Origin of the sequence: Bradyrhizobium sp. 956_D2_N1_4 (assembly GCF_052076025.1) — a bacterium.
Taxonomy (GTDB): Bacteria; Pseudomonadota; Alphaproteobacteria; order Rhizobiales; family Xanthobacteraceae; genus Bradyrhizobium; species Bradyrhizobium barranii.
In genome coordinates this window covers 6,219,434-6,244,197 of the sequence record NZ_CP197237.1, presented here as the reverse complement: position 1 = coordinate 6,244,197, position 24,764 = coordinate 6,219,434, and the positions used below count along the sequence as shown (strand labels likewise).

Genomic DNA, 24,764 nt, shown 5'->3' with positions numbered 1-24,764 from the left:
GGCTTCGTCCTGTAATGGGACCGCTTGTCAAGCGATCGCCTCGACGCGGATCGCATTCCCGGCCGGAAAGCCGGGAATGCAGCGCGACGAGGCGGCTGGGACTGGTGTAGTTCTAGAGTCCTCCGGCGATCAGTCCGTCGATGGTTTCTTTGTTGATCCGCATGATCTTGTCGACCTTGATCTGCTTGCCGGCCACATCGACCGCAGCCTTGCCGAGGCCGGGAACATCGACGCCATCCGTGATTGGCTTGCCATCAAGCACGAGCTTGGCAACTGCAACCATGGCGTAACCTGCATCGGTGGGATTCCACAGGAAACCTTCGCGGATGGTATCATCCGCGATGAGCGATTTCGCCTGGCTCGGCAGCACCGTGCCGACCACGGCGATCTTCTTGCCAAGGCGTTGCTGACGCACCGCATTGCCGGCCCCGATCGGCCCATTCGAGCCGAAGCCGAGAATGCCGCGCAGGTTCGGATAGGCCTTGATCACGTCAAGCGTCGTGCGCTGGCTGGTATCGATCTCGTCGGCGCCGGGGAAGCGGTCGGCGACGAGCTTCATTTTCGGGAAATTCTTCTGCTGATAGGCAATCGCGGCGTCGGCCCATTTGTTGTGAAGCGGCGTCGTCAACGTCCCGACATAAACCACGTAATCGCCTTCGCCGCCCATGTCCTTGGCGAGACGCTCCATCTGCACTTCACCGAAGCGAACGGAATCGATCAATTCGACATTCCAGTCACGGCCTTCTTGTTCGGGGCCCTCATGGGTGATGACTTTGATGCCGGCCGCCTGGGCGCGCTTGAGCACCGGCTCGCACACTTTGACGTCCAGCGGCACCAAGCCGATCACGTTGACCTTTTTGGCGATCAGGTCATCGAGCAGCTTTACCTGTTGTGCCGGATCGACGTTCGCCGGTCCAACCATGGTGGCATTGATGCTGAAGTCCTTGGCGCCCTTCTGGATTCCCTTTTCAAGAGCGTTGAACCACGGAATGCCGGCGATCTTCACGACCGTGACCATTTCCTTTTGAGCCTGCGCAAAAGCAAACCCCGGAAAACCGGTACCGGCGATCGCCGCCGCACCACCAAGCATTTTGATTGTCTGGCGTCTGTCCATTGTTCCCTCCCAGGAAGCTATTTTTAGCCTCTGCTCCTTTACCCGGCACTCGCCTGGCGGAGCAGTTGGCCTTATTCTTGATTGGCGGCGAAAATTTCGCCTCCAGCCTCAGGACTTGCCTGGGGATTAGAGACCAACGCTACGAGAGGTGTCAAGCAAGCGACATGTCAGCCAGCCCCGCCTGTGGCGATGTCCGGGCATGGCCGATTTTGTCGCAAAAGTCGGCTGTAACCGACGGATGTCTTTCGGCCATTCGGTAAGGCCGACCGGCTTTGATCCGCCGACCCTAACGCGCGAGGCGCCTCAGATTTTGAGCGATTGCAGCAAGAACAAACTCGTCCTGGCGCCCCGTGGGCCACGAAGCCGAAGCCGACCAAGCCTCAGGATGCGCTTCAAATGCGCAAACCGCATCTCGATCTTCTTGCGCTGACGTCGCGACGTCTCGAATCCCTCGGTGCCAGCGAACGACCGGGCGACGTCCCGGGCGTGCTCATGTATGTTGCGCGGGATCTTGCGCGATGGTTCTTTTGGACAGCACTGCGGTTTAAGCGGGCATGCGTCGCAGTCGAGCTTGCTCGCACGCTACAAAAGCGTTTTGCCCCCGTGCACGGTGCCGCTCGTCCCGAGCCGCTTTCCGGCCGGGGCAGTGGTAGACGTCGCTGGTCGGATCGTATCGAAAGTCGCTGCGCGAGAAGGTACCGTCATCTCGCTTCGACTTGTCGAACACGGGGATATGTGGTGCGATGCCCTTCGCCTCGACCAGCCAGTTCAGCATCGGAGCAGCCCCGTAAGCGGTATCCCCGGCAAGCAGCTCCGGCTTGAGACCAAAGCGCTCCTCTGTTCATTCGATCATTGTCCTCGCCGCTCCGACCTCGGCCTGGCGAATTCCCATCCGTCCGGCTCGCCACGAGCCTTTGCGGGCACACTTCAGGAAATCAGGCAGATGGTCTAGTGAACTGATGTCGCTGCGCCGTTTTCGAAATAATTCCGCTTGGCCGACAGCATCTGGCAGGAAGTCTGCGCCTATCGCGCGGACTTAATCGGCATGTCAAAGATCTCGCCACTCATGAGGAGAGCGATCTCGGCGGCGGGAAGCGGCTTCTGACATTCGGACAACGGATTGAGCCAGAAATTAGAGTCAGGCAACATTTCGAACAGATTGCGCGCAGCGGCGCCAAGGCACACCTCAGGCTGCTTTATATAGTCGTAGATGCGTTTCTTTGAGGTGAAGGTGGGGTGCCATCTCATGTTCTGGAAGTCGACCGTTGCAACGTTGATCTCCTCTTGAAATTTGAGCGAGCGACGGCGTCCAGGTTTCATCGGCGCTTCCGGCGTCAGAATGTAGATCTCCGTCTCGAGCAACGCGCGATAGAATGCGGGAACGACGCTGGTGTCTCTTGCGGCAGCCTGCATCAGGGCTTCGAGACTGTTTTCCGGTTCAAACATGGCGACACTCCCAATTGAACCCGACGAGGGGCTGGACTTCAGCGCCTCCAGTTAGAGCCGGATCGCGCGGTCGCCGCAGAGCCTTCGCCACGATTGTGCTAATCCTTGTTGCCGCGCAGGGCACGATAGATCGTATTTCGCGACACGCCCAGGCGGCGCGCGGTCTTGCTGATGTTGTTGCCCGTTTCCGCATACGCGGTCAGCACATGCGAGCGCTGAATCTCATGCAGATTGGCCTTGAGCCCACCACCCACCGCCTTGCCGGTCAAACGCTCGCCGCCTGAATGTGCAAGTACGGACTCGACCGATGTCTCGTCGATCAGATCTCCCGGCTCGGCCAGCGACAATCGGGAAAGCACGTTGCGCAGTTCGCGGATGTTTCCATCCCAATCGAGTTCGGCCAAACGATCGATCGCCCCTGCGGTCAAATCCATCAAGGGATCGATCTTGTGGATCAAATAGCGCGCGATCTCGGCGAAATCGGAACGCTCGCGCAAAGGCGGTAACGTCACCTCCAGCGTGTTGAGGCGAAACAGCAAATCGGATCGGAACCGGCCCTTCGCAATCGAGTCGTCGAGATTGGCATTGGTGGCAGACACCAGGAGAACGTCGACCTGACGTTTGGTGCCACCGACCGGCCGGACAGTCCAATCGTCCAGAAAGCGCAGCAGCACGGCCTGCAACGTCACCGGCATGTCGCCGATCTCGTCGAGGAAGAGCGTTCCGCCGTCCGCTTCCTTGAACAGTCCCGCCGCGCCGCCCTTTTTTGCTCCCGTGAAAGCGCCTTCGGCATAGCCGAACAGCTCCGCCTCGATCAGACTGTCAGGGAGCGCTGCGCAATTCACCGGGACGAAAGCGCCGGCCCGTCCACTGGCGGTATGAGCATGGCGGGCGAGTTGCTCCTTGCCGGTGCCGGTTTCGCCACGGATCAGGATCGGCATCTTGCGGACCGCCGCGACTCCCACCCGTTGGACAATGGAAGCGATCGCCGAATCGGCGGAGACGAACTGGGTGGGGACGTCCTTGGGCGTCGACGGCCGAGGCCGCGAGATGGCTTGCATCATCGAGAACTGGCGCGCGTTCTCGATTGTTGCGACGAACTGGCTACCGACCTCGTCCTCGAGGCGCTGGCGTTCCTTGCGCCGGCCTTCATCGACAAAGGCGTTGAATTTCGTACGAAAGACGTCGGCGAAGCGACGACCCGGCAAGGCTGGCAGGCCATGCAGCAGGACGCTTGCGGCCCTGTTGGCTGCAAGGATCCTGCCCTCGTTGTCGACGGCCAGCAGGCCCGCGCTCAACGTATGCAGATATTCGCCGCGGCTATGGAAAGCGATCAGGATGTTTCCGCGGTGATGTTCGCGGAACAGACCGTTCTCGATCTGGGTTGCCGCCATCGCGACGAGCGCCTGGGTATGCGCCTGCCTCGACATGCAATCCGATGACGCATCCAGTATTCCGGCCAGTTCGCCATCGGGCGCGAAGATTGGCGCCGCGATGCAAGTAAGATTGTGGTAGCGCGAGAAAAAGTGCTCACCCCCGTGAACGACGATGGCCCGCTTGAGATACGCGGCGGTGCCGAGGCCGTTGGTGCCGCAAATGGCTTCAGTCCAGATAGTGCCGGGCCGAATGCTCGCTGCGTTCGAGGCATCACTGAAGCTCGAGTCCGAGATGATGTCGAGCAGCAGGCCGTTGGCATTTGCAAAGGCGATCATGAAATTGGAGCCGGCAATCTGCTGATGCAGCGTGTGCATCTCCGCGAGCGCCAGGCCGCGAATCAGTGAGCAGCGCTGCTGCTCCTGGCGCAAAACGGCGGTGCTCACGAACTCGGGCGAAGGAGGGCGCAATGTATCGAGACCAAGCGAAATGCAGCGCATCCAGCTGTCGTAGATATCGGCCGATAGCAGCTCTGCCGGCGGCGCGCCGCGCTGATCGAGCGTCATCCAAGCATTGTCCATGCGTCGGCTGGCGGTCAGCATCATAGCTCCTCCGGGAGTCGCTGCTTGGCGATTTCCTCTTGGTCGTAGCCCGGTTCGGGTCGTTCTCGCGTGTGGCGCGGTTCTCACGATCATAGATCAAACAATCAAAAATCCAAATTTCTGCTCACCCGCTGTTGCTGCCGTCGAACTGTTCCGTCTCGGAACAGTCGCGCGCAAAGTCTGCTCCGAGGCGGATCGGCGCGAGCACTCCCGAGATCGCAAGAACAATAGAAAGATCAGGCCGTTGTGCGCTTGGCACAGCCCTTGCTCAACTGTTCAGCGGGATGGCGATCGCATCAGATCGACAGAATAATAATTTTGCCGGGGAGGCGTTTAATGAAAGCGGCGGTGCTTCATGAGTTCGACGAGAAGCTGACGGCGAAGGAGTTCGTCAAGTTCGATGACGTAACTGACCCGAAGATCTCGCGCCCGATGGACGTGATCGTGCGCATCGGTGGTGCCGGCGTCTGTCGCACCGATCTGCACATCGTTGAGGGCATCTGGCGCAGCAAGGTCGACGTCAAGCTTCCATACATCATGGGCCACGAGAACGCCGGCTGGGTCGAAGCGATCGGCCCGGGTGTCGAAGGGATCAAGGTTGGCGACAGCGTAATTTGTCATCCGCTGGTGACCAGCGGGCATTGTCTCGCGTGCCGGCGCGGCGACGACATGCATGCGCTGGACAGCTCGTTTCCCGGCATCAATGCCAATGGCGGCTATGCGCAGTATCTGCTGACGGGGCAGCGCTCCCTGATCAAGCTGCCGAAGTCGCTGGCACCGAAGGATGTTGCTCCCTACACCGATGCCGGGCTGACGGCTTATCGCGCCGCGAAGAAGGCATCCCGTCATCTGCTACCCGGCGAACATGTCGTGGTGATCGGCGCCGGTGGGCTGGGCCATATCGGCGTCCAGGTTCTCGCAGCGCTCTGCGCGGCAGAAATCATCGTGGTCGATCGGGCCGAACAGTCTCTCGAACTCGCCAAGAAGTGCGGTGCACATCATGTCGTGAAGGCAGACGGCAACGAAGTCGAGGCGGTGCTGGCGCTGACCGACGGGCGCGGCGCGGAGGCCGTGATCGATTTTGTTGGCGAGGGTGACGCTATCGCCAAGGGCCTGTCGATGACAGCGAACGCCGGCTACTACTACATCGTCGGGTATGGTGGGAAGATCGATATCCCGACCATCGACATGATCACATCGGAAAAGACCATCGTCGGCAACCTGGTCGGCACATACGCCGAGCTGGTGGAGCTGATGGCGCTCGCGGATCGCGGCCTCGTCGAACTCCACACCAAGGAATACAGGCTGAGCCAGGCCAATGACGCGCTTCACGATCTGCATCATGGACGCATTCATGGCCGCGCGGTCCTGATCCCTTAGGGCATGTGCTGCGACATGCAAAGCCTCGGTCCAGATCATCGAACGAGAGTGGTGCGAGTGACAAAGGACAGCCGATGCCGGCCACCGATCACCGCCGAGGAAGCCGCTGAATTGCAGCGCGCCCGCGATCGGATGATTGCCCGGGACAGGCTGATCGACGAGATGGTCGATAACAACGAGATGCAAATCAAGAATGAGTACGCGCGCGGCGGAGCCGAAATCGAACTCGCGTGCGCGGTGCGTAGCGCGGCGCGCGCCGACGCCGGAAGCAACGCGCATGCTGAACTGGAGCGAGCGGTCGTGCGCCTGGAGATGCTCCGGGAGGAGCATCGACGCCTGGTGGCCGAGCGTGAATGGCTCGACACGTCCCTGCTGGAGATCGACAACGGTCCTTCGTCCGGCGACCACCAACGTTCGGGGCACGCATGATGAGCAGGAACAACGCAACCATGATTGCATCAAAGCAACAGGCACAAATGCCGTCTCCGCAACCGGACATGAGCGAGGAAGCCGGGTCGAAAGACGCCTTCTTCATTCAGCTGGCCGAGATCGCGGAGGCCATGATCGCCGCGCACGGCAGGGATTTCGCTACTGGTGCGCTGGTCCTCTCGGCGAAATTCGTTGCCGAAGGAAAACCTCTCATCAAACGAGCCAACGGAGGTGACGAGACCGTCAGCGCCGAGAAACCGGGCTGACGTGAAACGACGAGTCAGCAGATCAATCAATCCATTTAACGGACTTAAAGTGTGTTTTGCGGCGGAGAATTTCAACAAGGCGATCCAGGGGTTTGACCCGGAACCGAAGCGAGAATGCCGAAGATAACGCAACGTTCAAAGGAGCTGGAAATGTCTGCAAGTCTGACACTGAACAAGATCACCGCGCAGAAGGGGATCAGCATCGCTGAAGCGGCCAACCGCGTCGCGGACCTTGGTTGGACGCCAAGCTACGTGCAGGAGGCGATGACTTTCCCAACCGACTACAAGATCTCGAAGACACCGCGCGATCCGATGAAGCAGGTCCTGCGGTCATATTTCCCGATGCAGGAAGAGAAAGACAACCGCGTCTATGGCGCGCTGGATGCGGCGTTGCGCGGCGACATGTTCCGCAATGTCGAGCCGCGATGGGTCGAATGGATGAAGCTGTTCCTGGCGATCATCCCGTTCCCGGAGATCTCGGCGGCGCGTTCGATGGCGATGGTCGGGCGGTTGGCGCCCGGCGAGGAATTGCGCACCGGCTTCACCATGCAGATGGTCGACGAGTTCCGGCACTCGACGATCCAGATGAACCTCAAGAAGTGGTACATGGAGAATTACATCGATCCAGCCGGGTTCGATATCACGGAAGCCGCGTTCGGCAAATGCTATGCGACCACGATCGGCCGCCAGTTCGCCGAGGGCTTCCTGACCGGTGACGCGATCACCGCGGCCAACGTCTATCTGACGGTCGTCGCGGAAACCGCCTTCACCAATACCCTGTTCGTGGCGATGCCGTCGGAAGCGGCGCGCAACGGCGACTATGCATTGCCAACCGTGTTCCTGTCGGTCCAGTCGGACGAATCCCGTCATATCGGCAACGGTCACTCGATGCTGATGGCGATGATCAACGATCCGTCGAACCACCAGCTGCTGGAGCGCGATCTGAAATACGCCTTCTGGCAGAATCACGCGATTGTCGATGCCGCGATCGGGACGTTCATCGAGTACGGCACGACCAACCGCGACAAGAACAAGGAGTCCTACGCCGAGCTCTGGCATCGCTGGATCTACGAAGACTATTACCGGACCTACATGCTGCCGCTCGAGAAGTACGGCATCAAGATCCATCACGATGACGTCGCCGCCGCCTGGGATCGGATCGTCAAGAAGAACTACGTCCACAAGACCGCGCAGTTCTTCACGGTCGGATGGTCGGTAAACTTCTGGCGTATCGAGGCCCAGACCGAGCGGGACTTCGAGTGGTTCGAGCACAAATATCCGGGCTGGTATGCCGAATTCGGCGACTTCTGGAAATGGCACGCCAAGCTCAGCGTGCCCGGCGAGACCAACATCCTCTTCAACAGCGAGGTGGGCTATTCATACCCGCATCGTTGCTGGAGCTGCATGGTCCCTTGCCTGATCCGCGAGGACTTCGTCTGCGACGAGGTCGACGGCAAGATCTACACTTACTGCTCCGAAGGTTGCCGTTGGACCCACAAGGTGGCGTTCGCCGCGGAATACGAGGGCCGCGCGACGCCGGCAATGGGCCGCTTCAGCGGTCGCCGTGAATGGGAGGACTGCTATCACGGCTGGGACGTCGCCGACGCGATCAAGGATCTCGGTTTTGTCCGGCCCGACGGCAAGACCATGATCGCGCAACCCCATCTGCGCTTCGACTCCAAGGACATGTGGACGCTCGATCACGTGCGCGGACACACGCTTGGCAGCCCGTTGCGTGGCTTCAGAGCGCTTTCGCCGATCGAGCGCGAGGTGGCGACGGCCGAATACCGTAAGGGCTTCAAGATCAATCCCTGCCACTAAAGAGATGATGAGGGGAGGGGCCGCTTTCGGCGGCCCCTCTTGCCGGGACCGGCAACGGTTTGCCGATCGTTCTGTACAACTGCTGCGACGATAGGGCCGCGATAATGACGGACGTGCGGGTTCACAAGGTTCGTTTCGAGCCAGTGGGTATCGAGATGGAAGTGGAAGAGGGTGAGACCGTCCTCGATGCCGCGTTTCGTCAGGGCATCTCGCTGATGCATGGCTGCAAGGAAGGTCAGTGCGGCAGCTGCAAATCAAAGCTGGTTGAGGGGGACATTGAGCTTCTGAAATACTCGACCTTCGCTCTGCCGGATTACGAGAGCGAGACCGGCCACATCCTGCTGTGCCGGACGCATGTCTACAGCGACATCGGCGTTGAATTACTCAACTATGACGAAGACCTGCTTAGCCGTTCGATCGCGGTGAAGGCATTTTCCGGCCGCGTGGCAGCGATTAGCGCGCTGACGTCAGACATCAGATTGCTGGAGATCGAGATCGAGAGGCCGATGAAGTTCTGGGCAGGCCAGTACGTCGATCTGACGCTTCAGGATGGCACCATCACCCGCGCCTTTTCGATGGCGAACCCGCCCGGAGAAGGCATCAATCTCCGCTTCATCATCAAGAAATATCCGAACGGGGCGTTTTCGTCCCAGCTCGATGGGAAATTGGCCGTCGGCGACGCCGTGATCGCCAAGGGGCCGTATGGCACCTGCTTCCGGCGCGAAGAACGTCCGGGGCCGATGCTGCTGATCGGCGGCGGCTCGGGCATGTCGCCGCTGTGGTCGATCCTGGCCGATCACATCGGGAGCGGCGAGCAGAGACCGGTCCGGTTTTTCTACGGAGCGCGTACCCGCGCCGACTTGTTCTACCTCGATGAGCTCGCGGCCATCGCGGCGCGGCTGAACGATTTCAAATTCGTGCCGGCACTGTCGCATGCGGAGACGGGTGACGGCTGGGACGGCGAGACCGGACTGATCCACGAGGTCGTGCTGCGCCATCTGCGCGAGGAGAAGCTGAGCGGCGCCATCGACGCCTACGCGTGCGGGCCGACGCCGATGATCGACGCCGTATTGCCCGTGCTGCAAATGAACGGCGTCGAGCCGGACCACATCTATTTCGACAAGTTTACGCCGGCGGTGCGATGACGGCGTTCAAGGTTCGTCGCAGAACAGAATGGCAGAAAGGGAGTAAACAATGAGCGCGCAAACGAGCAGAGCAGCAGCGACCAAGCCTGCGGCAATCGTCAAATCCGGAGCCGCGGGGGCAGCGGTTTTCCCGGGCTCCGACAGCCGCAAGTACAACTACTTCGAACCGAAGGGGCGCAAGGCGACCCATTACGAAGACATGACGGTCGATGTTCAACCCGATCCGGAGCGCTATCTGCTGCAGGACTGGATCATCTCGTTCCCTGACGGAACGCCGACCTATTCCAAGGACTGGACGGCGGCAAAGAGCTCGAACTGGCACAAATTTCGCGCTGTCGACCAGGAGTGGGAGCGTACCCATTACCAGCGCCAGTCGACGATCTGCGGCATGGTGCAGAACACCATCGAGAATGGCCGGAAATCGGGCGCGCCGACCCGCTTCGATCCCGCCTGGGTGAAGATATTGCAGAACCATCTCGGAGCCTACAAGCATGCCGAGTTCGGTCTCGGCACCTCGACGATGCAGGCGCAGCGTTATGGCTACACGCAGATGGTCAACAATGCGATCTTGACCAACTCGTCCTACAAGCTTCGCTTCGCGCAGGACATCACTCTTTATCTGAGCGAAATCGGCCTCGACCTTCCAGGCTTCGACATTGCCGCCGGCAAGAAGCACTGGCTGGAAGATCCGATCTGGCAAGGCGTGCGCAAGTCAGTTGAATCAGTGATGGGTTCAAACGACTATCTCGAGCAATATTTTGCGACCAATGCGGTGTTCGAGCCGTTGGTCGGCGAACTCTTCCGCTCAGGCTTCCTGATGCAGGCGGCGTCTGCGCAGAACGACTTCATCACTCCGGCTGTCGTCTCCGCTGCGGAGGCCGACTATGAGCGCAATCTCGCCAACACCGTCGAGCTGTTCCACATCCTCGGCACTGATCCGACCTTCGGGGCGCAGAACCTTGCGTTGTTCAACAAATGGTTGGCCAATCATGCCGATCTCGCGCTCGATGCCGCCAATCATTTGCAGCCCATCTGGTCGCAGCCTCGGGTCAAGGTCGCGGCTTTCGCCGATGCCATGGCACACGCGAAGAATCGTATCAGGGGTATCGCCTCCGAGCTTGGCCTGACGGTTCCGGCCGGACTGGCGTCGTAATCGGCATCGCTTCACGCCCTCACACTCAATCCTTCTGGAGACCGACATGCTGCACGAGAATGACAACATCTTCAAATCGATGAAAGACATCACGTTCGAGGACACGGTGTCGCATCAATGCGGAGTGACAATGAACGATAGCGTCGAGGCGCGCGCTATCGCCGAAGTCATGAGCCGTCATGAACACATCAAGGTGACCCACATGCCGGCGATGATCCGTATCGATGGCGACGGCAAGATGGAATTCAAGATGGATGAGATTTCCGAAGAGTTGGGCCGCGTCATGACCCCGCATCTCTTCGAGATTTCAACCTCGACGCATTACGGCCGAATGGTCATGACGGATGATAACACCGTCATGCTGTTCGGCGACATGAACGAGATGATGAAATACATCGTTTAACGATCGCGAACGAACCAGCCTGGCCGGCACCAGAGCCGGCCGGGCTCATTTCGACGACATCAATCGCGCCTCACAACAATACGCAATATCCAGCGGAGCGGGAGTAACGCCATGTACAGGACGGCCAAGGGTGAAGAGATTTTTGTCATCGATGGGCATACGCATTTCTGGGATGGTAGTCCGGCCAACCAGAAGAACATCCACGGCAAGCAGTTCATCGACTGCTTCTACGCCTATCACGCGAATCTGAGCCCGCCGTCGGAGAAATGGGAGAAAGAGAAGTTCGAGAAGTACGACGCCAAGACGATGTTCGACGACCTGTTCGTCACCGGTTACGACGACATGGCGATCCTGCAGCCGACCTATCTCACCGACTTCTACAAGAACGGCTTCAATACCACCGAACGAAACTCGGCGATGAAGAAGAGCCATCCGGACCGCTTCATCCTGAACGGCGCCTTTGATCCGCGTGACGGTACCAAGGGCATCGAAGACCTTCATGCGCTCGCCGAGAAGCACAAGCTGAAGGGTGTCAAGCTTTACACCGCCGAATGGCGTGGCGAGTCGAAGGGCTACAAGCTCACCGATAAGGCGTCCTACCAGTATCTCGAGGCGGCGCAGAAGCTCGGGATCAAGAACATCCACGTCCACAAGGGGCCAACGATCATCCCGCTGAACCGGGATGCGTTCGATGTCGCCGATATCGATGACGTCGCCACCTCGTTCCAGGATTTGAACTTCATCGTCGAGCATTGTGGCTTGCCGCGCCTTGACGATTTCTGCTGGATCGCGACCCAGGAAACCAACGTCTATGCCGGCCTCGCGGTGGCGTTGCCCTTCATCCATTCGCGGCCGGGGTATTTCGCCCACGTCATTTCCGAACTGCTATTCTGGGTCGGACCGGACAAGATCCTTTACGGCAGCGATTATGGTATCTGGACGCCGAAATGGCTGATCGACAAGTTCATGGCATTTGAAATTCCGGCCGACGTCACCAAGGAGACCGGTTCGGTGCTGTCGATGGAAACGAAAATCAAGATCCTCGGTCTCAATGCCGCGCGTATCTACGGCATCGATGTCGAAGCGCAGAAGAAGAAGATCCGGGCGGGCGGCGGTTATGCCCACTTGCCCGAAGCCGTTCACGCGCCGAGGTGATGGCCATGAAGCGTGGCGTTGAGGGGAGGGAGCGGCCGAGAAGCCGCTCGTCAGATGACAGGCAGGCGCAGATATGGGCCTGCCTGCGGGACGTGATGGACCCGGAACTCGACGAGTCCGTCATCGACCTGAATTTCGTGACCAGGGCCGATGTCGACGCGAAGGATCGGGTCCACATCGAGTTCCGCTTGCCGACCTATTGGTGCGCTGCCAACTTTTCGTTCCTGATGGCGGACGACATGCGCCGGTCCATCAGCGCGTTGGACTGGGTCAAGGGCGTCAGCGTGGTCTTGGGTGAGCACATGTATGCCGACAAGATTAATGCTGGCCTCGCGCAGGGGCGCTCGTTCCAGGAAACGTTCGGCGCCGAGGCCGATGGCAGCCTCGATGATCTGCGTCAGACATTCCTCGTCAAGGCGTTCCAGCGCCGGCAGGTTGCGCTACTCAGTCACCTCATCGCGCTGGGGCAATCGCCGACAGAGATCGTGAGCCTGACGTTGACGGAGCTCGGTTGCCTGCCGCTCGACGATGCAGGTGAGACGCTGATTCAGCGCTATCTCGAGCGACGTGCTGTCGTAGGTCCGGCAAGTGGTGGTGAACCCGCCTTTGTCGATGCGAACGGAGCGCGGCTGAAAGCCGACGGCCTTGCCGCATACCTGTCGAATCTACGTCGCGTGGGCATCAATGCTGAATTCAACGGCGCACTGTGCCGCGGCCTGCTTGCCGCGCGGTTCGACCTCGATACACCGTTCGTACCGAAATCGAGGACGATGCCGGCGTCGCCGGGCACGTAACAGGTGCCGTGATGCGGGTGCGCAGCATCGATAACAAGTCCAGACCAGACCACCTCAAGGCAAAGTCGGGGATATAGAATGCCGAAGATCATGTTGCACGATGAAGCTGCGCGGGCCGCGCTGGGCCGGGGCGTCGCCAAGCTCGCCAAGGCGGTACGCGGAACGCTGGGTCCGAGGGGCATGAACGCGATCATGGACCGACCGATCGGCACACCGATCGTATCGCGCGATGGCGTCAGCATTGCCAGCGAAATCGAACTTGAATGCCCGTTTGAGAATATGGGCGCGCAGGTGTTGCGTGAGGTTTCAGCGCGAACCAATGAGGTAGCCGGGGACGGCACCACCACGGCCACCGTGCTGGCCGATGTTCTTGTGCAGGAAGGCCTGAAATGTTTAGCGGCCGGCGCCAATCCGGTCGAGCTGGTTCAAGGGCTGGAGCTGGCGGTTAGTGAGACCATCACGGCGCTACGACGGTCGGCGAGACCGCTGCAGGGGTCTGCTGGCCTGCGGGCTGTTGCGAGCATTGCCGCCAACGACACAGCGCTTGGCGACATGGTCGGCGAAGCCTTCGAGCGCGCCGGCAATCACGGAATCGTCGCGGTGGAATTTGGCAACACGGTCGAGACGACGCTGGAAATCGTTGAAGGCATGGCCTTCGATCGCGGCTATCTTTCACATCATATGGTCACCGATGTCGAGAAAATGCAGGTGGTTCTCGACAGTCCGTTCATCGTCATGACCGATCTCAAGATCCAGACCGGGGAGCAACTGGCTGGTGTGATCTCGCTCATCGAAAAGAGCGGGCGACCTTTGCTGATCATCGCCGAGGAAGTGGCGCCATCGGTCATCATGCAATTGCTGGCGCGTCGGGAGAAATCCAATTTCAAGGTTGCCGCGATTCACCCGCCGGAGTTCGGCCATTGGCGCAAGGCGATGCTCGAGGATATCGCGATCGCGACCGGAGGGCGCGTTATCTCGGCCGATCTAGGCGGAAGGCTCGAGAAGGTGGAGCTGCACGACCTCGGGTCCGCGCGCCAAGTGCGCATTTCCGCCTCGAAGACCCTGATCACGGCGGGAGGTGGCGATCAGAAGGCCATCGCGGCGCGACGCGAGCAGGTGTTGCGCCAATACGATGTCGCTCCCGAAAATATTGAGCGGGACAAGTTCCAGGAGCGCATCGCAAAACTGTCCGGCGGCACAGCGATGATTCTTGCCGGCGGCGCGACGCCGGTCGAGCAAAAGCGCCGGACCCAGTTGATCGAGGATGCGATCAACGCGACCCGCGCCGCGATCGAAGAAGGCATTGTGCCGGGCGGGGGAGTGGCTTTGCTCAGGATCGCTGCAAGGCTCGACGAATTGATCAGTCGTCTGGACGGAGGCGCCAGGCAGGGCGCCGAGCTGCTGCAACGCGCGCTCAGCCGGCCGCTTTTCTACATTGCCGCCAATGCCGGCCTGAACGGAGAGGCGGAAGTTGCGAAAATTGCCAAGGCCACGAATGGCCACGGGCTCGACGTGCGCAATGGTTCGGCGGTCGATCTTGTCGAAGCTGGCATCATCGACCCGGTCAAGGTTTGCTACAGCGCGGTTCGCAATGCGGCATCGGTGGCCGGACTGATCCTGACGACTCAGACCTTGATCGCCAAGAAGCCGGATGACTACGATCCGACCGCCGGCCCGGCCCGAGGTGGTGGTGCCGAGCTGCTTTGAACGGAACAATCATCGGTTCGAAGCGACCGGCGCTCCGTCCATAGTAGGGCATGCTGCGATACTCGCAGCATCGGCGCTTCGAGACACTATGGCATCACTCGGGCTTCTTCTGCCCCAGTGCGCGATAGATGGTGTTTCTCGAGACGCCGAGGCGTCGCGCGGTTTCGCTGACGTTTCCGGCGGTCTCGGCATACACCACAAGGATTCGCGCGCGGTGGATGTCGTGGAGCGATCCGGACTCCGCTCCGGGGTGTTGAACGATGCTCTCCGCGCTGGCTTCGCTGATAGAGCCGTCCGCAGCGGCAAGGGTGAATCGCGCCAGGACGTTGCGGAGCTCGCGGACGTTGCCAGGCCAGGGACGTGCGGCGAGATGTGCAATGTCCGTCCGCGTGATTTCGCAATTCGGGTCGATCGCATTGAGCAGATGGCGAACGATGGCGTCAAAGTCGTTGCGATCCCGGAGCGGTGGTAGGTTGACCTCGAGCGTATTGAGACGATAGAGCAGGTCGGATCGGAACCGGGCTTCGGCGATGGCCTTGTCCAATCTGGCGTTGGTCGCGGAGATGAGAAAGACATCGACCTTCGATCTGACGCCGCCGACGGGGCGCACGGTCCAGTCGTCAAGCAGGCGCAGAAGCACCGCCTGCAGCGCGACGGGCATGTCGCCGATCTCGTCAAGGAACAGCGTGCCGCCGTCGGCCTCCTTGACCAGTCCAATCGCGCCGCCGCGCCGCGCCCCGGTGAATGCCCCGGCGGCATAGCCAAACAGCTCGCTCTCGATCAGGCTTTCCGGCAGGGCGGCGCAATTCACTGGAACGAACGCGCCGGTCCGCCCACTCGCCATATGGGCGTGGCGGGCAAGCTGTTCCTTGCCGGTTCCGGTCTCGCCTCGGATGAGGATGGGCATCTTGCGTGCTGCCGCGGTCTCGACTTGACGGACGATCGCTCGGACCGCGGGGTCGTCCGCAACGAAGCCGGCGGCCATGCTCTGAAGAGACCGTGGTTCCGGCTTTGAATCCTTTCGGGCAGATGATGAGCTCGCGGTCTCGCGACCGTCAGATTCGGATCTCGATTTCTGCACGTCGCGATGCGTGATCAACTGGCGTCGTCGCGCATGCAGCACCACGATGGCGCCGATGCCGGAGCGTTCGTTCTCGACGAAGTTGAAGCTCGCGTTGGGAAGCAGCTCTTTCAACCTGCTCGGCCACTCATCGAAGGGAACCGTCTTCAAAAAGCGGGTTGGCGCGTCGTTGTGAATGCCGTGGCGATCATGCTGGAGTGCGTTCAGAGCACGCTCGGTGGCGTGGAGGATCATGCCACGACGATCGAGCACGATGCATTCATCGTTCGCCCATTGCGATCTCCTGCCGAGAAAGCGGCACAGCAACTCCTCATGTTCCTGTCGGACTGATTGGGCCAGAACGCTTTCCACGTGATGGCCGACCGCGACGGCCAAAGCCAGGCTCTGCGGATTGAAGGTGCTTGCAGGACCCGAGATGTCGACCACGCCAAGCAGTTCGCCATCGGTCGGGTCATGAACCGGGACGGCAGCGCAAGTCCACCGCTGCACCTCCGAGCAGAAATGCTCTGTACCGTGAATTTGGACAGGTTTCGATTCCGCTATCGCGGCGCCAATCGCGTTGGTGCCGATGTCGGCCTCGCTCCAGCGTCCTCCGTGTTCGAGATGGACTGCGCGGCCGGCGTCGATGACCCTGTCGTCGCCCTGCGTATCGATGATCAGCCCACTCGGATCGGTGAGGATCATGATTGAGTTTGCATCGCGCAGAAATGTTTTTGAGTTCTCGAGAGCGCAGCGGGCGGCATGACGGAGCGACGCGTATTTGGAGCGATGACGAAACAACTCGGCGTCCGCGACGAGCGGCGCTCGCGCACGGTCGACGGTGACGTGATGGTTCCTGGATCGCTGCCACGACGCCGCGACCGATGATCTCAAGTCGGATGACAACGCTCCGCGCTCGACGAACTTCTCCCACGCCGCCAGCACTTCTCGTTGGTCCATCCCGGCTCCTCCGACGTGAAAGGTGCTGGACCGCTCATGACGGACCCTGCGATCATTCACCTGAATGCGGGGGAGTGCCTGGCGCAACTGCCGGTTCGCTCACGTAAAGTCCGACGGTAAGACCCTTCCAGGCCGCCGTGACGGCCGTCTGAATCGGATTCCATATCCGTCGCACCCGCCGTGAAGACGACCGCGCCTTCCGATCAAGCAACCCCTTCAGCGTTCCACGTCCCGAACGTCCCGGGCCTTTCTCTCAAGCCCGTTGACCAGATCAGCCTATACATTTTGAATGGTTCTAGCAAAGGTAGCGATCGAAGTTCCGCTGGGCCGCGGCTCGATCTATTCGAAAATCCGGGCTAGGCGCGCAGTAGTGCGGCGCAGCATCAGGGAATTGGGCGGCGCGGGCTAGTATCTTCGGCCATCCCGCAGCTATGGACATCGGGGTGATTCACTTCCTGAAGAACGTGATGATGGCGGGCGGACTGCTCCAGATCGCGGCTTTCGGTGCGGGCGCTCTCAGCATCGACAACCGCGGGAAGAATACGGCGCCCTACACCGAAGCCGCCGTCACCAGCTAGGTTGAATTCGAATTCCGCAAGGCTGTGAAAAACCCCAGTGGTCTCAATGACTGCTGGGGCTTCATTTTGCAGACGGTCGGAACAGCTTGGTTCCGCGAGCTCAAATCACCGGGGTTTAGGGGCCGATCCAGACGGTCATGCCCGGCTCAAGGCCTGCTAACTCTCCCTTGTCTCCCTTGGGGTCGAGGCGCAGGCGAAGCGTGTTGCGGTCATGATCGCCAATCACCCGCTCGGCCTGCCAGGTGGCAAACACGCCGAGCGGTCGAAGTTCAGTGATGACCGCCTTCGTCGCGACATCAGCGCCGTTCCGCATCACATTCGCTGTTTCTCCCATCGAGAGACGATCGAGATGATCCTCGCGCACGTTGAACGAGAGCCATTGCCTGCCCGCCGCCTCGACCATCAGGATCGGTTGGCCCGCGCGAACATTTTCGCCGACCTCGGCGGCGATGACGCTGACCACGCCGTCGGCCGGCGCGCGCAACACCATCTTGTCGAGGCGGCGCTCGAGCACGGTGACCGCGGAGGTCGCAGCCTGCACCTGCGCGTCGGCGATCGCGCGCTCTTCCCGGGTCGGTCCCGCCACGGCCGCATCGTAATTGGCCTGGGCCTCCGCCACGCCGGCACGCGCGCTTGCAACGTCATTCTCGGCCTGGTCGAGCGACTGTTGGGATTCGAAGCTCTGGCGCGCCAGCGTGCTGGTCCGGGTGAGCTGGGCCTGCACGTAGTCGAGGCGGGCGCCGGCCTTGGCGATGGCGGCTTTCAGCGAATCGACCTGTTCGCGGCGCACGCCGGCATAGACATTGTTGCGGCTTGCGACGGCGGACGCGAGCGCGGCACGCGCCTGGTCCGCCTGCGCCGTCAACTCCACCGCCGAGAGCCGCGCCACGACGTCGCCGGCCTTCACAGAGGCACCCTTCTCAACCGCGATCGAGACCAGCTGGCCGTTGACCTCCGGCTCGACCCTGATCTCGGTCGCGCGCACGACGCCGACGATGGCTGCCGGCGGTGCCGCGTGGCGCATGACATAGAGCAGCGCGCCCGCCGCGACCAGCGCAAGCGGAATCGCGACGAAGGCGGCAGGTCTAAGGTTGGGCATGTCCCTGTCTCCTCCTGACGGCAAATGCCGAGATCACCGCGAGCGCGAAGTAACCGAGCGCCAGGCACCACAATGCGAGCCAGTCATGCGCAACCTCCCAGATGCCGGCGCCGAGCTGGTTGACGCGCACGAGGCCGTCGATCGCGGAGTCGGCCGGGAACAACCGGCCGAACGCAAGGGCCACGTCCGGAATTGCTTCGCGCGGCCACGCGAAGCCGGCCATGAAGAACTGCGGCAGGCTCGTCGCCAGCAGCAGTATGGTTGCGTTCTCCGGTCGCGTGAACCAGGCCCCGATAGCCTGACCCATGAAGCTCGTTGCCAGCAGAAAGACACTCGCGAGCGCGAGGATCTGCGGAAGATGGCCGAGTGTGGAAAAGCCGTAGATGCGGGGCAGCACGATGACGTAGAGCGCGAGCGCAGGAAGGTAGATGGTCAGATGCGCGATGCCGCGGCCGAGCACGCCGGCAAAGGCCGCGCCGCCGCTCGCCAGCGCGGTGCCGGTCAGCATAGCCGCGCCGATCAGCAGGGTCTGCTGCAGGATCAGGATGAACGCCGCCGGAACCACGTAGCTCGCATAGCCGCCCACCGGGTTGAAGATCGGCTGCAGCAACACGTCGGCCGGGCTCGACGTCGCGAGCTTCGCCTTGACGAGGCTGCCATCCGAGCGCGCGCCGCGCGAAACCAGCTCGGACGTCAAGGTTCCGATGGCGGTGGCGACCCCGCTGGCGCTCGATCGGAAGATGAACAGATAGGTTGCGTCCGCATAGACGGGTATGTGGGCGGTGATGCCCTTGAGCACGTCGCGTTCCGTGTCGGGCGGAATCTCGACGGCGGCAAAGGCCTGCCCGCGATCGATCGCGCTGCGCGCCTCAGCCAGCGTTCGGGCGCGAACCGTCACGCTCAATGCGCCGCTCGCATCCAGCGTCTCGACGATCTGCCGGCTGAGATCGCTGAGATCGTTATCGACGACCGCAATCGGAAGCTTGCGAAGGATCTGGTTCAGATAGGGCTGCGGATAGTAGATGCCGTAGACCAGGGGAGCGAGAAACAGCAGAGCGAAGGCGCCCCGCGTTCCCAGCACGCGCCGCCACTCCGCCACGAAGGCGCCGCCGACGCCGCGCGGTGTGGAGATGACCTCGTGTGGCTCGGCAGGCCGCGCTGTTGCGAACCAGCCCTTGCGGGTGACGTTCGCCATGCGCATCCACGCCAGGCCGGCAAAGACCAGCGCCAGGCCGGCAAGTGCAGCGAAGGGAATAGCGGAATCCGCGACCGGCAATCCCCGCGCGGCTTGTCCCAGCAGGACGGCCATGTACCAGCGAAGCGGCAGGATCGCGCTCCATGTCTGCGCAAAGGCATTCATGCCGATGGTGGGAAAGCCGACGCCGGCATAGCCGAATGCGGGCGAGGCAATGAGGCCCGCAAGCCCGAGTCCGGTGGCGAGATCGCCGACCAGAAGCTGGAGCAGGGCGCCGAGCGACAGATAGGCGATGATCAGCAGCGAGGCTGCAGCGATCATCAACGGCAAGTCGCCCTTGAAGGGAATCTCCAGCACGCCCTCCAGAAACAGCGGCTCGGCCAGCATGATCAAAATGAAGAGGCAGAACAGCGGCGCGAGCTTGCCGGCCAGCGCGACAAGCGGATCGCCACCGGCGCTTTCGAGCCAGGCCCGCGCGTCGCGGCGGCGGAATTCGGAGCCGACGGAATAGCCGGCGGCAAGGGTAATCACCACATGGATGATGGTCGGCAGCAGCGCGCGCAGCAGGAACTGCGCGTAGTTCTTCTGCGGATTGACGAGCGCCATGGTCTCCGCCTTGAGCGCTCCCAGGGACGCTGGCGCAGGTGCCGCGCGACTGGCGGGAGCGGCCACGGCTGCCGCGGCGGAAAGTGAATCGCTCAGACCTGAGGATGCGATCCCGGAGGGAGTCAAAAACTGCTGGTTGTAAAATCCGACGATCTGCGGGCGGCGCGCGGCCTTCAGGTCGCGCTCGAAATCCGGCGGGATGTAGACGGCCGAGATCGACTTGCCGGAGCGTATGTCCTGCACGGCCGTCGACAGCGTCCCGGAGCGGTCTGTGATTTTCAGGCTCGGAGACGCCGCGACGTATTCCACCAGGGCCCGCGAGGCGTCCGACTTGTCCTCGTCGACAATCGTCACGCCGAGGCCGCGGATGACCGGATGGCTGAAGACCGTGGTGAGAACCACGAACGCAAACAGCGGCACGCCGAAGATCAGCAGCAGCGCCACACGATCGTGAAACAGCCAGCGGCACTCGCGCCGCGCGACCAGCAGAAATCCGGGCTTGGGCGCGGGCCTCATGGCCGCGACCGCCAGTCGAGATAGGCGCTCATTCCAGGTCGCAGCTCGGGCACGGGCTGAACGGGATAGGCACGGATCGAAAACGTTCGCAGGTCGAAATCGCCCGAAGCACGCGTGGCTCGCCAGCTTGCATATTCGCCCTTGGTCGCGATGAGCTTGACCTCGACCGTGACGGGGCGGTCGCCGAGGGCGGGGATGCGGACATCGAAGCGATCGCCGACCTTCAGGCCTTTGACGAGATCCTCGCGAAGATCGAAATGCACCCAGAGGTCCGCCAGATTGATCAAGGTGACGAGCGGGACGCCCGGCGAGACGTATTCGCCGGGTTCCACATTACGCTGATAGATCTGCGAGGCTACGGGCGCATAAACCACGAGCTGGTCGATGATCGACTGGACACTTTGGATATCGGCACTGGCCTTTTCGACATTGGTATTCGCAATGGCCCGCTCCTCCTTGGTGTAGCCATTGACCGCCTGCTCATAGGCCGATTTGGCCTGATCGACCGCGCGTTCGCTTTCATGCAGCGCATCGGTTGCTTGGTCGAGGCGCGCTTGCGGCGCGTTGCCTTGCTCGGTCAATGTGTGCGTGCGGTCAAAGGTCTTTTGCGCCAGCACCAGCGCCGCCTGGGCGCGCTCCATTTCCGCCTTCCGTGCGGCAATGACTTCCACCCGCGTTCCGACCAGAACGTTGGCGAGCTGGGCGTCCGCGACAGCCTTGGCCGCCTTCATCTGCTCGTGCTTGGCCAGCGTTTCCGGATTGTCGATTTGGACCAGCACCGCGCCCGCAGCAACGTTCTGGCCGCGTTCGACGGGAATCTTGCCGACCCGTCCGTCCACGCGCGCCGCGATATCGAGCCGCGTTGCATCGACCTCGCCTTGAACGAGCAATGGTTCGGGTCGTAAGAGATAGAAGGCGGAAAGCGCGACGACGGCAGCCGCAACGACACCGACGATGATGGAAGGAGTACGTGTTGGGTTGCGCGTGGTTTTCGCCTGTTCGTTAGCCGGCTCGTCGGGTGTGTTTTGAATGTCCTTGTCAGAGCTCGGCGCGTCCATGCCTGACTCCCTTTCTCGTGACCGGATGGCCCACTCTATTCGGTTGCCAGGCCCAGTCGCAATCGCGAAGCGGTGCGGTACTTTCAATACTCCGCGACGTGCCGGCGGCCATCTTATTCGGATTGCTCGTCGGGCAAAATACCCGTCACCCCGTCAACCCCTTGTTGCGGCTTAGCGCGGGCCGCTCTGTCCATCGTCCGGATCGTTCTCCGGCTCCCGGATCAGCACCACCGGCTCGTCATAGCCTTTGCGGCTGCTGTAAAACACCAGCGCCATCAGGCCGACGCCGACGACCAGCGAGAACACCACGCCGAGCACCAGCGCGACATAGCCGGACGCCGGCACGCTGGCATCCGTGCTGGTCCAGCCGAGATAGCCGAGAACGCTCGCGGCGACGAGCATGGCGCACAACACCGCGATGACCAGCCATCGGGCGAGCTTGCTGTCTTGCGCCTTGGGCGGCGCCGGTTGCCCGCTGGTCACGTTCATGAACCTCTCCTCACGCGGCCGTCGCGTCGCGCTTACGGCGCGGTGGCCTTGGTCGCGATCGCATGCAGCGCGGCGGTCATGGCGGTGACGGCAGCCTTGGCCGGCTCGCCGACGCCGTGACGGCCGGCGAGATAGGCCGGATCGTTGTACGACAGCCAGGTCGCGCCTTGCTCGTCCTGCCAGACCAGCGCCTTCAGCGGCAGGTCGATGCCGATGGTCTGCGCCTGCTGCATCAACGGCGTGCCGCCCTTGGCGTTGCCGAAGATGAGCAGATCAGTCGGCCGCAGATTCATGCCGACGGCGGCAGCGCCTGCGGCGTGATCGACATGGGCAAACACGGTGAGGCCCTTGGCCTTCACCTCCGTCTCGAGCCGCGTCATCGTGTCCTGCGGGCCAAAACTGCTCTTGATGGTGATGAGTCCGTCTGTAGCCATTGCCTGCGTCTCCCAGAAACATGTCACGATCAGCGCGAAGATCCCGACCAGTGAGATGAGCCTCATGATGTCAGCTCACTTCTTGCGGAATAATCGCGCCGGGTCGAATTCCGGCTCCGGAATGAAGCCATCGCGATTTGGCATCTTGATTTTCGGCAAGGAGTCCTTGTCGACTTTGCCGTCGGCAGGAACGATGCCGTTGAGGCTCAGGATATAGGCCGTGACGGCATAGGTCTCTTCGGTGCTGAGCGAGCCCGGCGTCGGATACGGCATCGCGCGATGAATGTAGTCGAACAGGGTCGTCGCATAGGGCCAGAAGCTGCCGACGGTCTTGACCGGCATGTTGGAGGCGAGCGTGCCCTGTCCGCCGGCGAGGCGATCCTTGATGCCGCCCTGGCCGTTGTCGCCATGACAGGCCGCGCAATTGTCGGCAAAAATCTGCTTGCCCTGCACCGCCGTGCCGCTGCCGTCGGGCAGGCCCTTTCCGTCGGGGCCGACGTCGATGTCCCACAGCTTGATTTCCTGCGGCGTTGCCGGACGGCCGAAATCGAACGCCAGCGCGGGGGCGGCGAGCAGGCCGGCGGTGAGGATGCCGGCGAGAAGCAGCTTATCATGCGAGGACATTGCGGACCCTCCCGGCTTCGTCGATGCTCCAGGTCTGCTGGGCGTTGTAGTGAAACAGCGCGTTGGTCCCCATCGCGGCGATGAAGGACTGTCGGTCCGGCTGAACGTTGCCCTGGTCGTCGGTCGAGCGGCTCACGATTTTTGTCGGCTTGCCGTCCCAGACCCAATCCATCTGGAATCGCACCTGCGCCTTGGACAGCACCGGCTGGCTCAATTGCGCGGGTTTCCACGTCTTGGCGCCGTCAGTGGAGATCTCGACCTTGGCGATCTTGCCATGACCGCTCCAGGCAAGACCCGAGATGCGGTTATAGCCCGGCTGGATCTGCATCATGCCCGATGGTTGCGTGATGACGGAGTTGGTTTCCATCCGCAGCTGAAACTGCCGCGCCTTGCCGTTGGCCAGCAGCTGGGTGTAGCGCGCCGTCTCCCAGCGCGTCATCCAGGGCTCGCTGCCGAACTTGAGGCGGCGCAGCCATTTGATGTTGAGGTTGCCTTCGAAGCCCGGCATCACCAGCCGCATCGGAAAGCCGTGCGCGGGCCGCAGCGGCTCGCCGTTCTGGCCGTAGGCGACGAAAGCCTCGTTCACGATCTCGTCGGTGAGGGGAATGCTGCGATCGACACCCGCGCCGTCGCCGCCCTCCGCCAGCATCCAGTTCGAGCCCTTGTCCTTGGCGACGAGGTCGATCAGGAATTTGAGCGGAACGCCGGTCCATTCATTGGTGCTGACGAGGCCATGCGTGTTCTGCACCGTCACGTCAGGATCGGCCTTTTTCCAATTCTCCCAGCCGTTGCCGGTGCACTCGATGAACACCACGCGCGTCACCGATGGCATCCGCTTCAGATCCTCGACGCTGAACACCAGCGGCTTCTGGACCATGCCGTGGATGAGCAGCCGGTGTTGCGCGGGATCGATATCGGGCACGCCGGAATGGCTGCGCTCGTAATGCAGGTCGGTCGGCGTGATGTTGCCGACGAGCTTCTGGTGCGGCGTCTTGGAATTGATGGCGTCGCCGGGATCGACGTTGCGCTTGCCCGGTGTCGCCTCGGGGATGCGATCGAGTTTTGCAAACCGGGAGCGTTCGCTGTGCGCGCTGAGATCGGCGCCGGGCCCGCGATCGGGGACGTCGGCGAGCGTCTCGGCGCCCGCCGCCTCGGACGCCACCGCGCCAAGGATGCCCGCCGACAGGCCTCCCACGAAGCCGCGGCGCGACACATTCGCAGGCCGTGGCAACAGCTCGACTGGCGTCTTGGACGTCATATGATCTCCCCTTGATAACCCTGTTTTTTGGAAATCCCTGCCGCCTTCATGCCGTGACATTACCGAACGCCGTGAGGATTGCTCGTTAGGATATGTTA

The 24,764-nt window shown here is 61.7% G+C and carries 21 protein-coding genes and 2 pseudogenes; 11 read left to right on the top strand and 12 right to left on the bottom strand.

The window, feature by feature from the left end:
* Window positions 1-112: 112 nt before the first annotated feature.
* The 4 genes and pseudogenes from AB7535_RS29570 to AB7535_RS29555 form a co-directional block, all read right to left on the bottom strand.
* The gene (locus AB7535_RS29570) at window positions 113-1,114 is read right to left on the bottom strand and encodes an autoinducer 2 ABC transporter substrate-binding protein (RefSeq protein WP_028150067.1); all 1,002 of its coding nucleotides are present in this window, start codon (window positions 1,112-1,114) and stop codon (window positions 113-115) included.
* A 286-nt stretch (window positions 1,115-1,400) separates the two neighbouring features.
* Window positions 1,401-2,000 (bottom strand): annotated as a pseudogene (locus tag AB7535_RS29565) (transposase); the annotation flags it as partial.
* 137 nt (window positions 2,001-2,137) lie between these two features.
* Complete coding sequence (locus AB7535_RS29560; protein WP_063981230.1) at window positions 2,138-2,560, bottom strand: SseB family protein; 423 nt, start codon at window positions 2,558-2,560, stop codon at window positions 2,138-2,140.
* 98 nt (window positions 2,561-2,658) lie between these two features.
* On the bottom strand, window positions 2,659-4,536 hold the full coding sequence (locus AB7535_RS29555; RefSeq protein ID WP_231143389.1) for a sigma-54-dependent Fis family transcriptional regulator: 1,878 nt from the start codon (window positions 4,534-4,536) through the stop codon (window positions 2,659-2,661).
* Between the two features lie 336 nt (window positions 4,537-4,872).
* On the opposite strand from AB7535_RS29555, the gene AB7535_RS29550 reads away from it, so the two are divergent.
* The 10 genes from AB7535_RS29550 to AB7535_RS29505 all read left to right on the top strand — a co-directional run bounded on the left by AB7535_RS29550 (window position 4,873) and on the right by AB7535_RS29505 (window position 14,789).
* Window positions 4,873-5,916: an NAD(P)-dependent alcohol dehydrogenase gene (locus AB7535_RS29550; protein ID WP_135215639.1), complete on the top strand. Its 1,044-nt coding sequence runs from the start codon at window positions 4,873-4,875 to the stop codon at window positions 5,914-5,916.
* A 57-nt stretch (window positions 5,917-5,973) separates the two neighbouring features.
* Window positions 5,974-6,345 carry a hypothetical protein gene (locus AB7535_RS29545; protein ID WP_231143388.1) on the top strand — a complete coding sequence of 124 codons (372 nt, stop codon included), beginning with the start codon at window positions 5,974-5,976 and terminating at the stop codon, window positions 6,343-6,345.
* A complete protein-coding gene (locus AB7535_RS29540; RefSeq protein WP_354102287.1) occupies window positions 6,342-6,611 on the top strand; it encodes a hypothetical protein in 270 nt (89 codons plus the stop codon). Before AB7535_RS29545 ends, AB7535_RS29540 begins: the two co-directional genes overlap by 4 nt.
* Window positions 6,612-6,761: 150 nt before the next feature.
* A complete protein-coding gene (locus tag AB7535_RS29535) occupies window positions 6,762-8,432 on the top strand; it encodes an aromatic/alkene/methane monooxygenase hydroxylase/oxygenase subunit alpha (RefSeq protein WP_028156528.1) in 1,671 nt (556 codons plus the stop codon).
* Window positions 8,433-8,536: 104 nt separating this feature from the next.
* Window positions 8,537-9,577, top strand: coding sequence for a 2Fe-2S iron-sulfur cluster-binding protein (locus tag AB7535_RS29530; protein ID WP_231143387.1), 1,041 nt, complete (start codon window positions 8,537-8,539; stop codon window positions 9,575-9,577).
* A 49-nt stretch (window positions 9,578-9,626) separates the two neighbouring features.
* Window positions 9,627-10,730, top strand: coding sequence for an aromatic/alkene monooxygenase hydroxylase subunit beta (locus tag AB7535_RS29525; protein WP_231143386.1), 1,104 nt, complete (start codon window positions 9,627-9,629; stop codon window positions 10,728-10,730).
* A gap of 46 nt (window positions 10,731-10,776) precedes the next feature.
* Complete coding sequence (locus AB7535_RS29520; protein ID WP_439037431.1) at window positions 10,777-11,133, top strand: MmoB/DmpM family protein; 357 nt, start codon at window positions 10,777-10,779, stop codon at window positions 11,131-11,133.
* A 111-nt stretch (window positions 11,134-11,244) separates the two neighbouring features.
* Complete coding sequence (locus AB7535_RS29515; protein WP_028150058.1) at window positions 11,245-12,288, top strand: amidohydrolase family protein; 1,044 nt, start codon at window positions 11,245-11,247, stop codon at window positions 12,286-12,288.
* Between the two features lie 5 nt (window positions 12,289-12,293).
* The gene (locus tag AB7535_RS29510) at window positions 12,294-13,082 is read left to right on the top strand and encodes a metal-sulfur cluster assembly factor (RefSeq protein WP_231143384.1); all 789 of its coding nucleotides are present in this window, start codon (window positions 12,294-12,296) and stop codon (window positions 13,080-13,082) included.
* 78 nt (window positions 13,083-13,160) lie between these two features.
* Window positions 13,161-14,789 (top strand): molecular chaperone GroEL, encoded by a 1,629-nt coding sequence (locus AB7535_RS29505; protein WP_231143383.1) that lies wholly within the window; start codon window positions 13,161-13,163, stop codon window positions 14,787-14,789.
* 94 nt (window positions 14,790-14,883) lie between these two features.
* Here AB7535_RS29505 and AB7535_RS29500 read toward each other — a convergent pair whose 3' ends face one another.
* Window positions 14,884-16,809, bottom strand: a complete 1,926-nt coding sequence (locus AB7535_RS29500) for a sigma-54-dependent Fis family transcriptional regulator (protein ID WP_439037746.1) — start codon at window positions 16,807-16,809, stop codon at window positions 14,884-14,886.
* A gap of 443 nt (window positions 16,810-17,252) precedes the next feature.
* Here AB7535_RS29500 and AB7535_RS29495 point away from each other — a divergent pair.
* Window positions 17,253-17,387, top strand: a pseudogene (locus tag AB7535_RS29495) (hypothetical protein); the annotation flags it as partial.
* 115 nt (window positions 17,388-17,502) lie between these two features.
* Here the strand turns inward: AB7535_RS29495 and AB7535_RS29490 are convergent.
* The 7 genes from AB7535_RS29490 to soxC form a co-directional block, all read right to left on the bottom strand.
* Entirely contained in the window at window positions 17,503-18,486 is a 984-nt protein-coding gene (locus AB7535_RS29490) for an HlyD family secretion protein (protein WP_231143381.1), read from the bottom strand.
* Complete coding sequence (locus AB7535_RS29485; protein ID WP_231143380.1) at window positions 18,473-20,803, bottom strand: ABC transporter permease; 2,331 nt, start codon at window positions 20,801-20,803, stop codon at window positions 18,473-18,475. Before AB7535_RS29485 ends, AB7535_RS29490 begins: the two co-directional genes overlap by 14 nt.
* Complete coding sequence (locus AB7535_RS29480) at window positions 20,800-21,861, bottom strand: HlyD family secretion protein (RefSeq protein WP_166102850.1); 1,062 nt, start codon at window positions 21,859-21,861, stop codon at window positions 20,800-20,802. Before AB7535_RS29480 ends, AB7535_RS29485 begins: the two co-directional genes overlap by 4 nt.
* Before the next feature lie 171 nt (window positions 21,862-22,032).
* Window positions 22,033-22,350 carry a hypothetical protein gene (locus AB7535_RS29475; protein WP_231143379.1) on the bottom strand — a complete coding sequence of 106 codons (318 nt, stop codon included), beginning with the start codon at window positions 22,348-22,350 and terminating at the stop codon, window positions 22,033-22,035.
* A 32-nt stretch (window positions 22,351-22,382) separates the two neighbouring features.
* Window positions 22,383-22,850, bottom strand: coding sequence for a DUF302 domain-containing protein (locus tag AB7535_RS29470; RefSeq protein ID WP_231143378.1), 468 nt, complete (start codon window positions 22,848-22,850; stop codon window positions 22,383-22,385).
* A gap of 9 nt (window positions 22,851-22,859) precedes the next feature.
* Complete coding sequence (locus AB7535_RS29465) at window positions 22,860-23,408, bottom strand: c-type cytochrome (protein ID WP_166102840.1); 549 nt, start codon at window positions 23,406-23,408, stop codon at window positions 22,860-22,862.
* Entirely contained in the window at window positions 23,395-24,666 is a 1,272-nt protein-coding gene (gene soxC, locus AB7535_RS29460; RefSeq protein WP_231143377.1) for a sulfite dehydrogenase, read from the bottom strand. The genes AB7535_RS29465 and soxC overlap by 14 nt, the downstream gene beginning before the upstream one ends.
* Window positions 24,667-24,764 lie beyond the last annotated feature (98 nt).

Bases quoted from the DNA above. Each gene is read 5' to 3' on its own strand.
- AB7535_RS29570 (WP_028150067.1), bottom strand. From the start codon at position 1,114: ATGGACAGACGCCAGACAATCAAAATGCTTGGTGGTGCGGCGGCGATC.
- AB7535_RS29560 (WP_063981230.1), bottom strand. From the start codon at position 2,560: ATGTTTGAACCGGAAAACAGTCTCGAAGCCCTGATGCAGGCTGCCGCA.
- AB7535_RS29555 (WP_231143389.1), bottom strand. From the start codon at position 4,536: ATGCTGACCGCCAGCCGACGCATGGACAATGCTTGGATGACGCTCGAT.
- AB7535_RS29550 (WP_135215639.1), top strand. From the start codon at position 4,873: ATGAAAGCGGCGGTGCTTCATGAGTTCGACGAGAAGCTGACGGCGAAG.
- AB7535_RS29540 (WP_354102287.1), top strand. From the start codon at position 6,342: ATGATGAGCAGGAACAACGCAACCATGATTGCATCAAAGCAACAGGCA.
- AB7535_RS29535 (WP_028156528.1), top strand. From the start codon at position 6,762: ATGTCTGCAAGTCTGACACTGAACAAGATCACCGCGCAGAAGGGGATC.
- AB7535_RS29530 (WP_231143387.1), top strand. From the start codon at position 8,537: ATGACGGACGTGCGGGTTCACAAGGTTCGTTTCGAGCCAGTGGGTATC.
- AB7535_RS29525 (WP_231143386.1), top strand. From the start codon at position 9,627: ATGAGCGCGCAAACGAGCAGAGCAGCAGCGACCAAGCCTGCGGCAATC.
- AB7535_RS29520 (WP_439037431.1), top strand. From the start codon at position 10,777: ATGCTGCACGAGAATGACAACATCTTCAAATCGATGAAAGACATCACG.
- AB7535_RS29515 (WP_028150058.1), top strand. From the start codon at position 11,245: ATGTACAGGACGGCCAAGGGTGAAGAGATTTTTGTCATCGATGGGCAT.
- AB7535_RS29510 (WP_231143384.1), top strand. From the start codon at position 12,294: ATGAAGCGTGGCGTTGAGGGGAGGGAGCGGCCGAGAAGCCGCTCGTCA.
- AB7535_RS29505 (WP_231143383.1), top strand. From the start codon at position 13,161: ATGCCGAAGATCATGTTGCACGATGAAGCTGCGCGGGCCGCGCTGGGC.
- AB7535_RS29500 (WP_439037746.1), bottom strand. From the start codon at position 16,809: ATGGACCAACGAGAAGTGCTGGCGGCGTGGGAGAAGTTCGTCGAGCGC.
- AB7535_RS29490 (WP_231143381.1), bottom strand. From the start codon at position 18,486: ATGCCCAACCTTAGACCTGCCGCCTTCGTCGCGATTCCGCTTGCGCTG.
- AB7535_RS29485 (WP_231143380.1), bottom strand. From the start codon at position 20,803: ATGAGGCCCGCGCCCAAGCCCGGATTTCTGCTGGTCGCGCGGCGCGAG.
- AB7535_RS29480 (WP_166102850.1), bottom strand. From the start codon at position 21,861: ATGGACGCGCCGAGCTCTGACAAGGACATTCAAAACACACCCGACGAG.
- AB7535_RS29475 (WP_231143379.1), bottom strand. From the start codon at position 22,350: ATGAACGTGACCAGCGGGCAACCGGCGCCGCCCAAGGCGCAAGACAGC.
- AB7535_RS29470 (WP_231143378.1), bottom strand. From the start codon at position 22,850: ATGAGGCTCATCTCACTGGTCGGGATCTTCGCGCTGATCGTGACATGT.
- AB7535_RS29465 (WP_166102840.1), bottom strand. From the start codon at position 23,408: ATGTCCTCGCATGATAAGCTGCTTCTCGCCGGCATCCTCACCGCCGGC.
- soxC (WP_231143377.1), bottom strand. From the start codon at position 24,666: ATGACGTCCAAGACGCCAGTCGAGCTGTTGCCACGGCCTGCGAATGTG.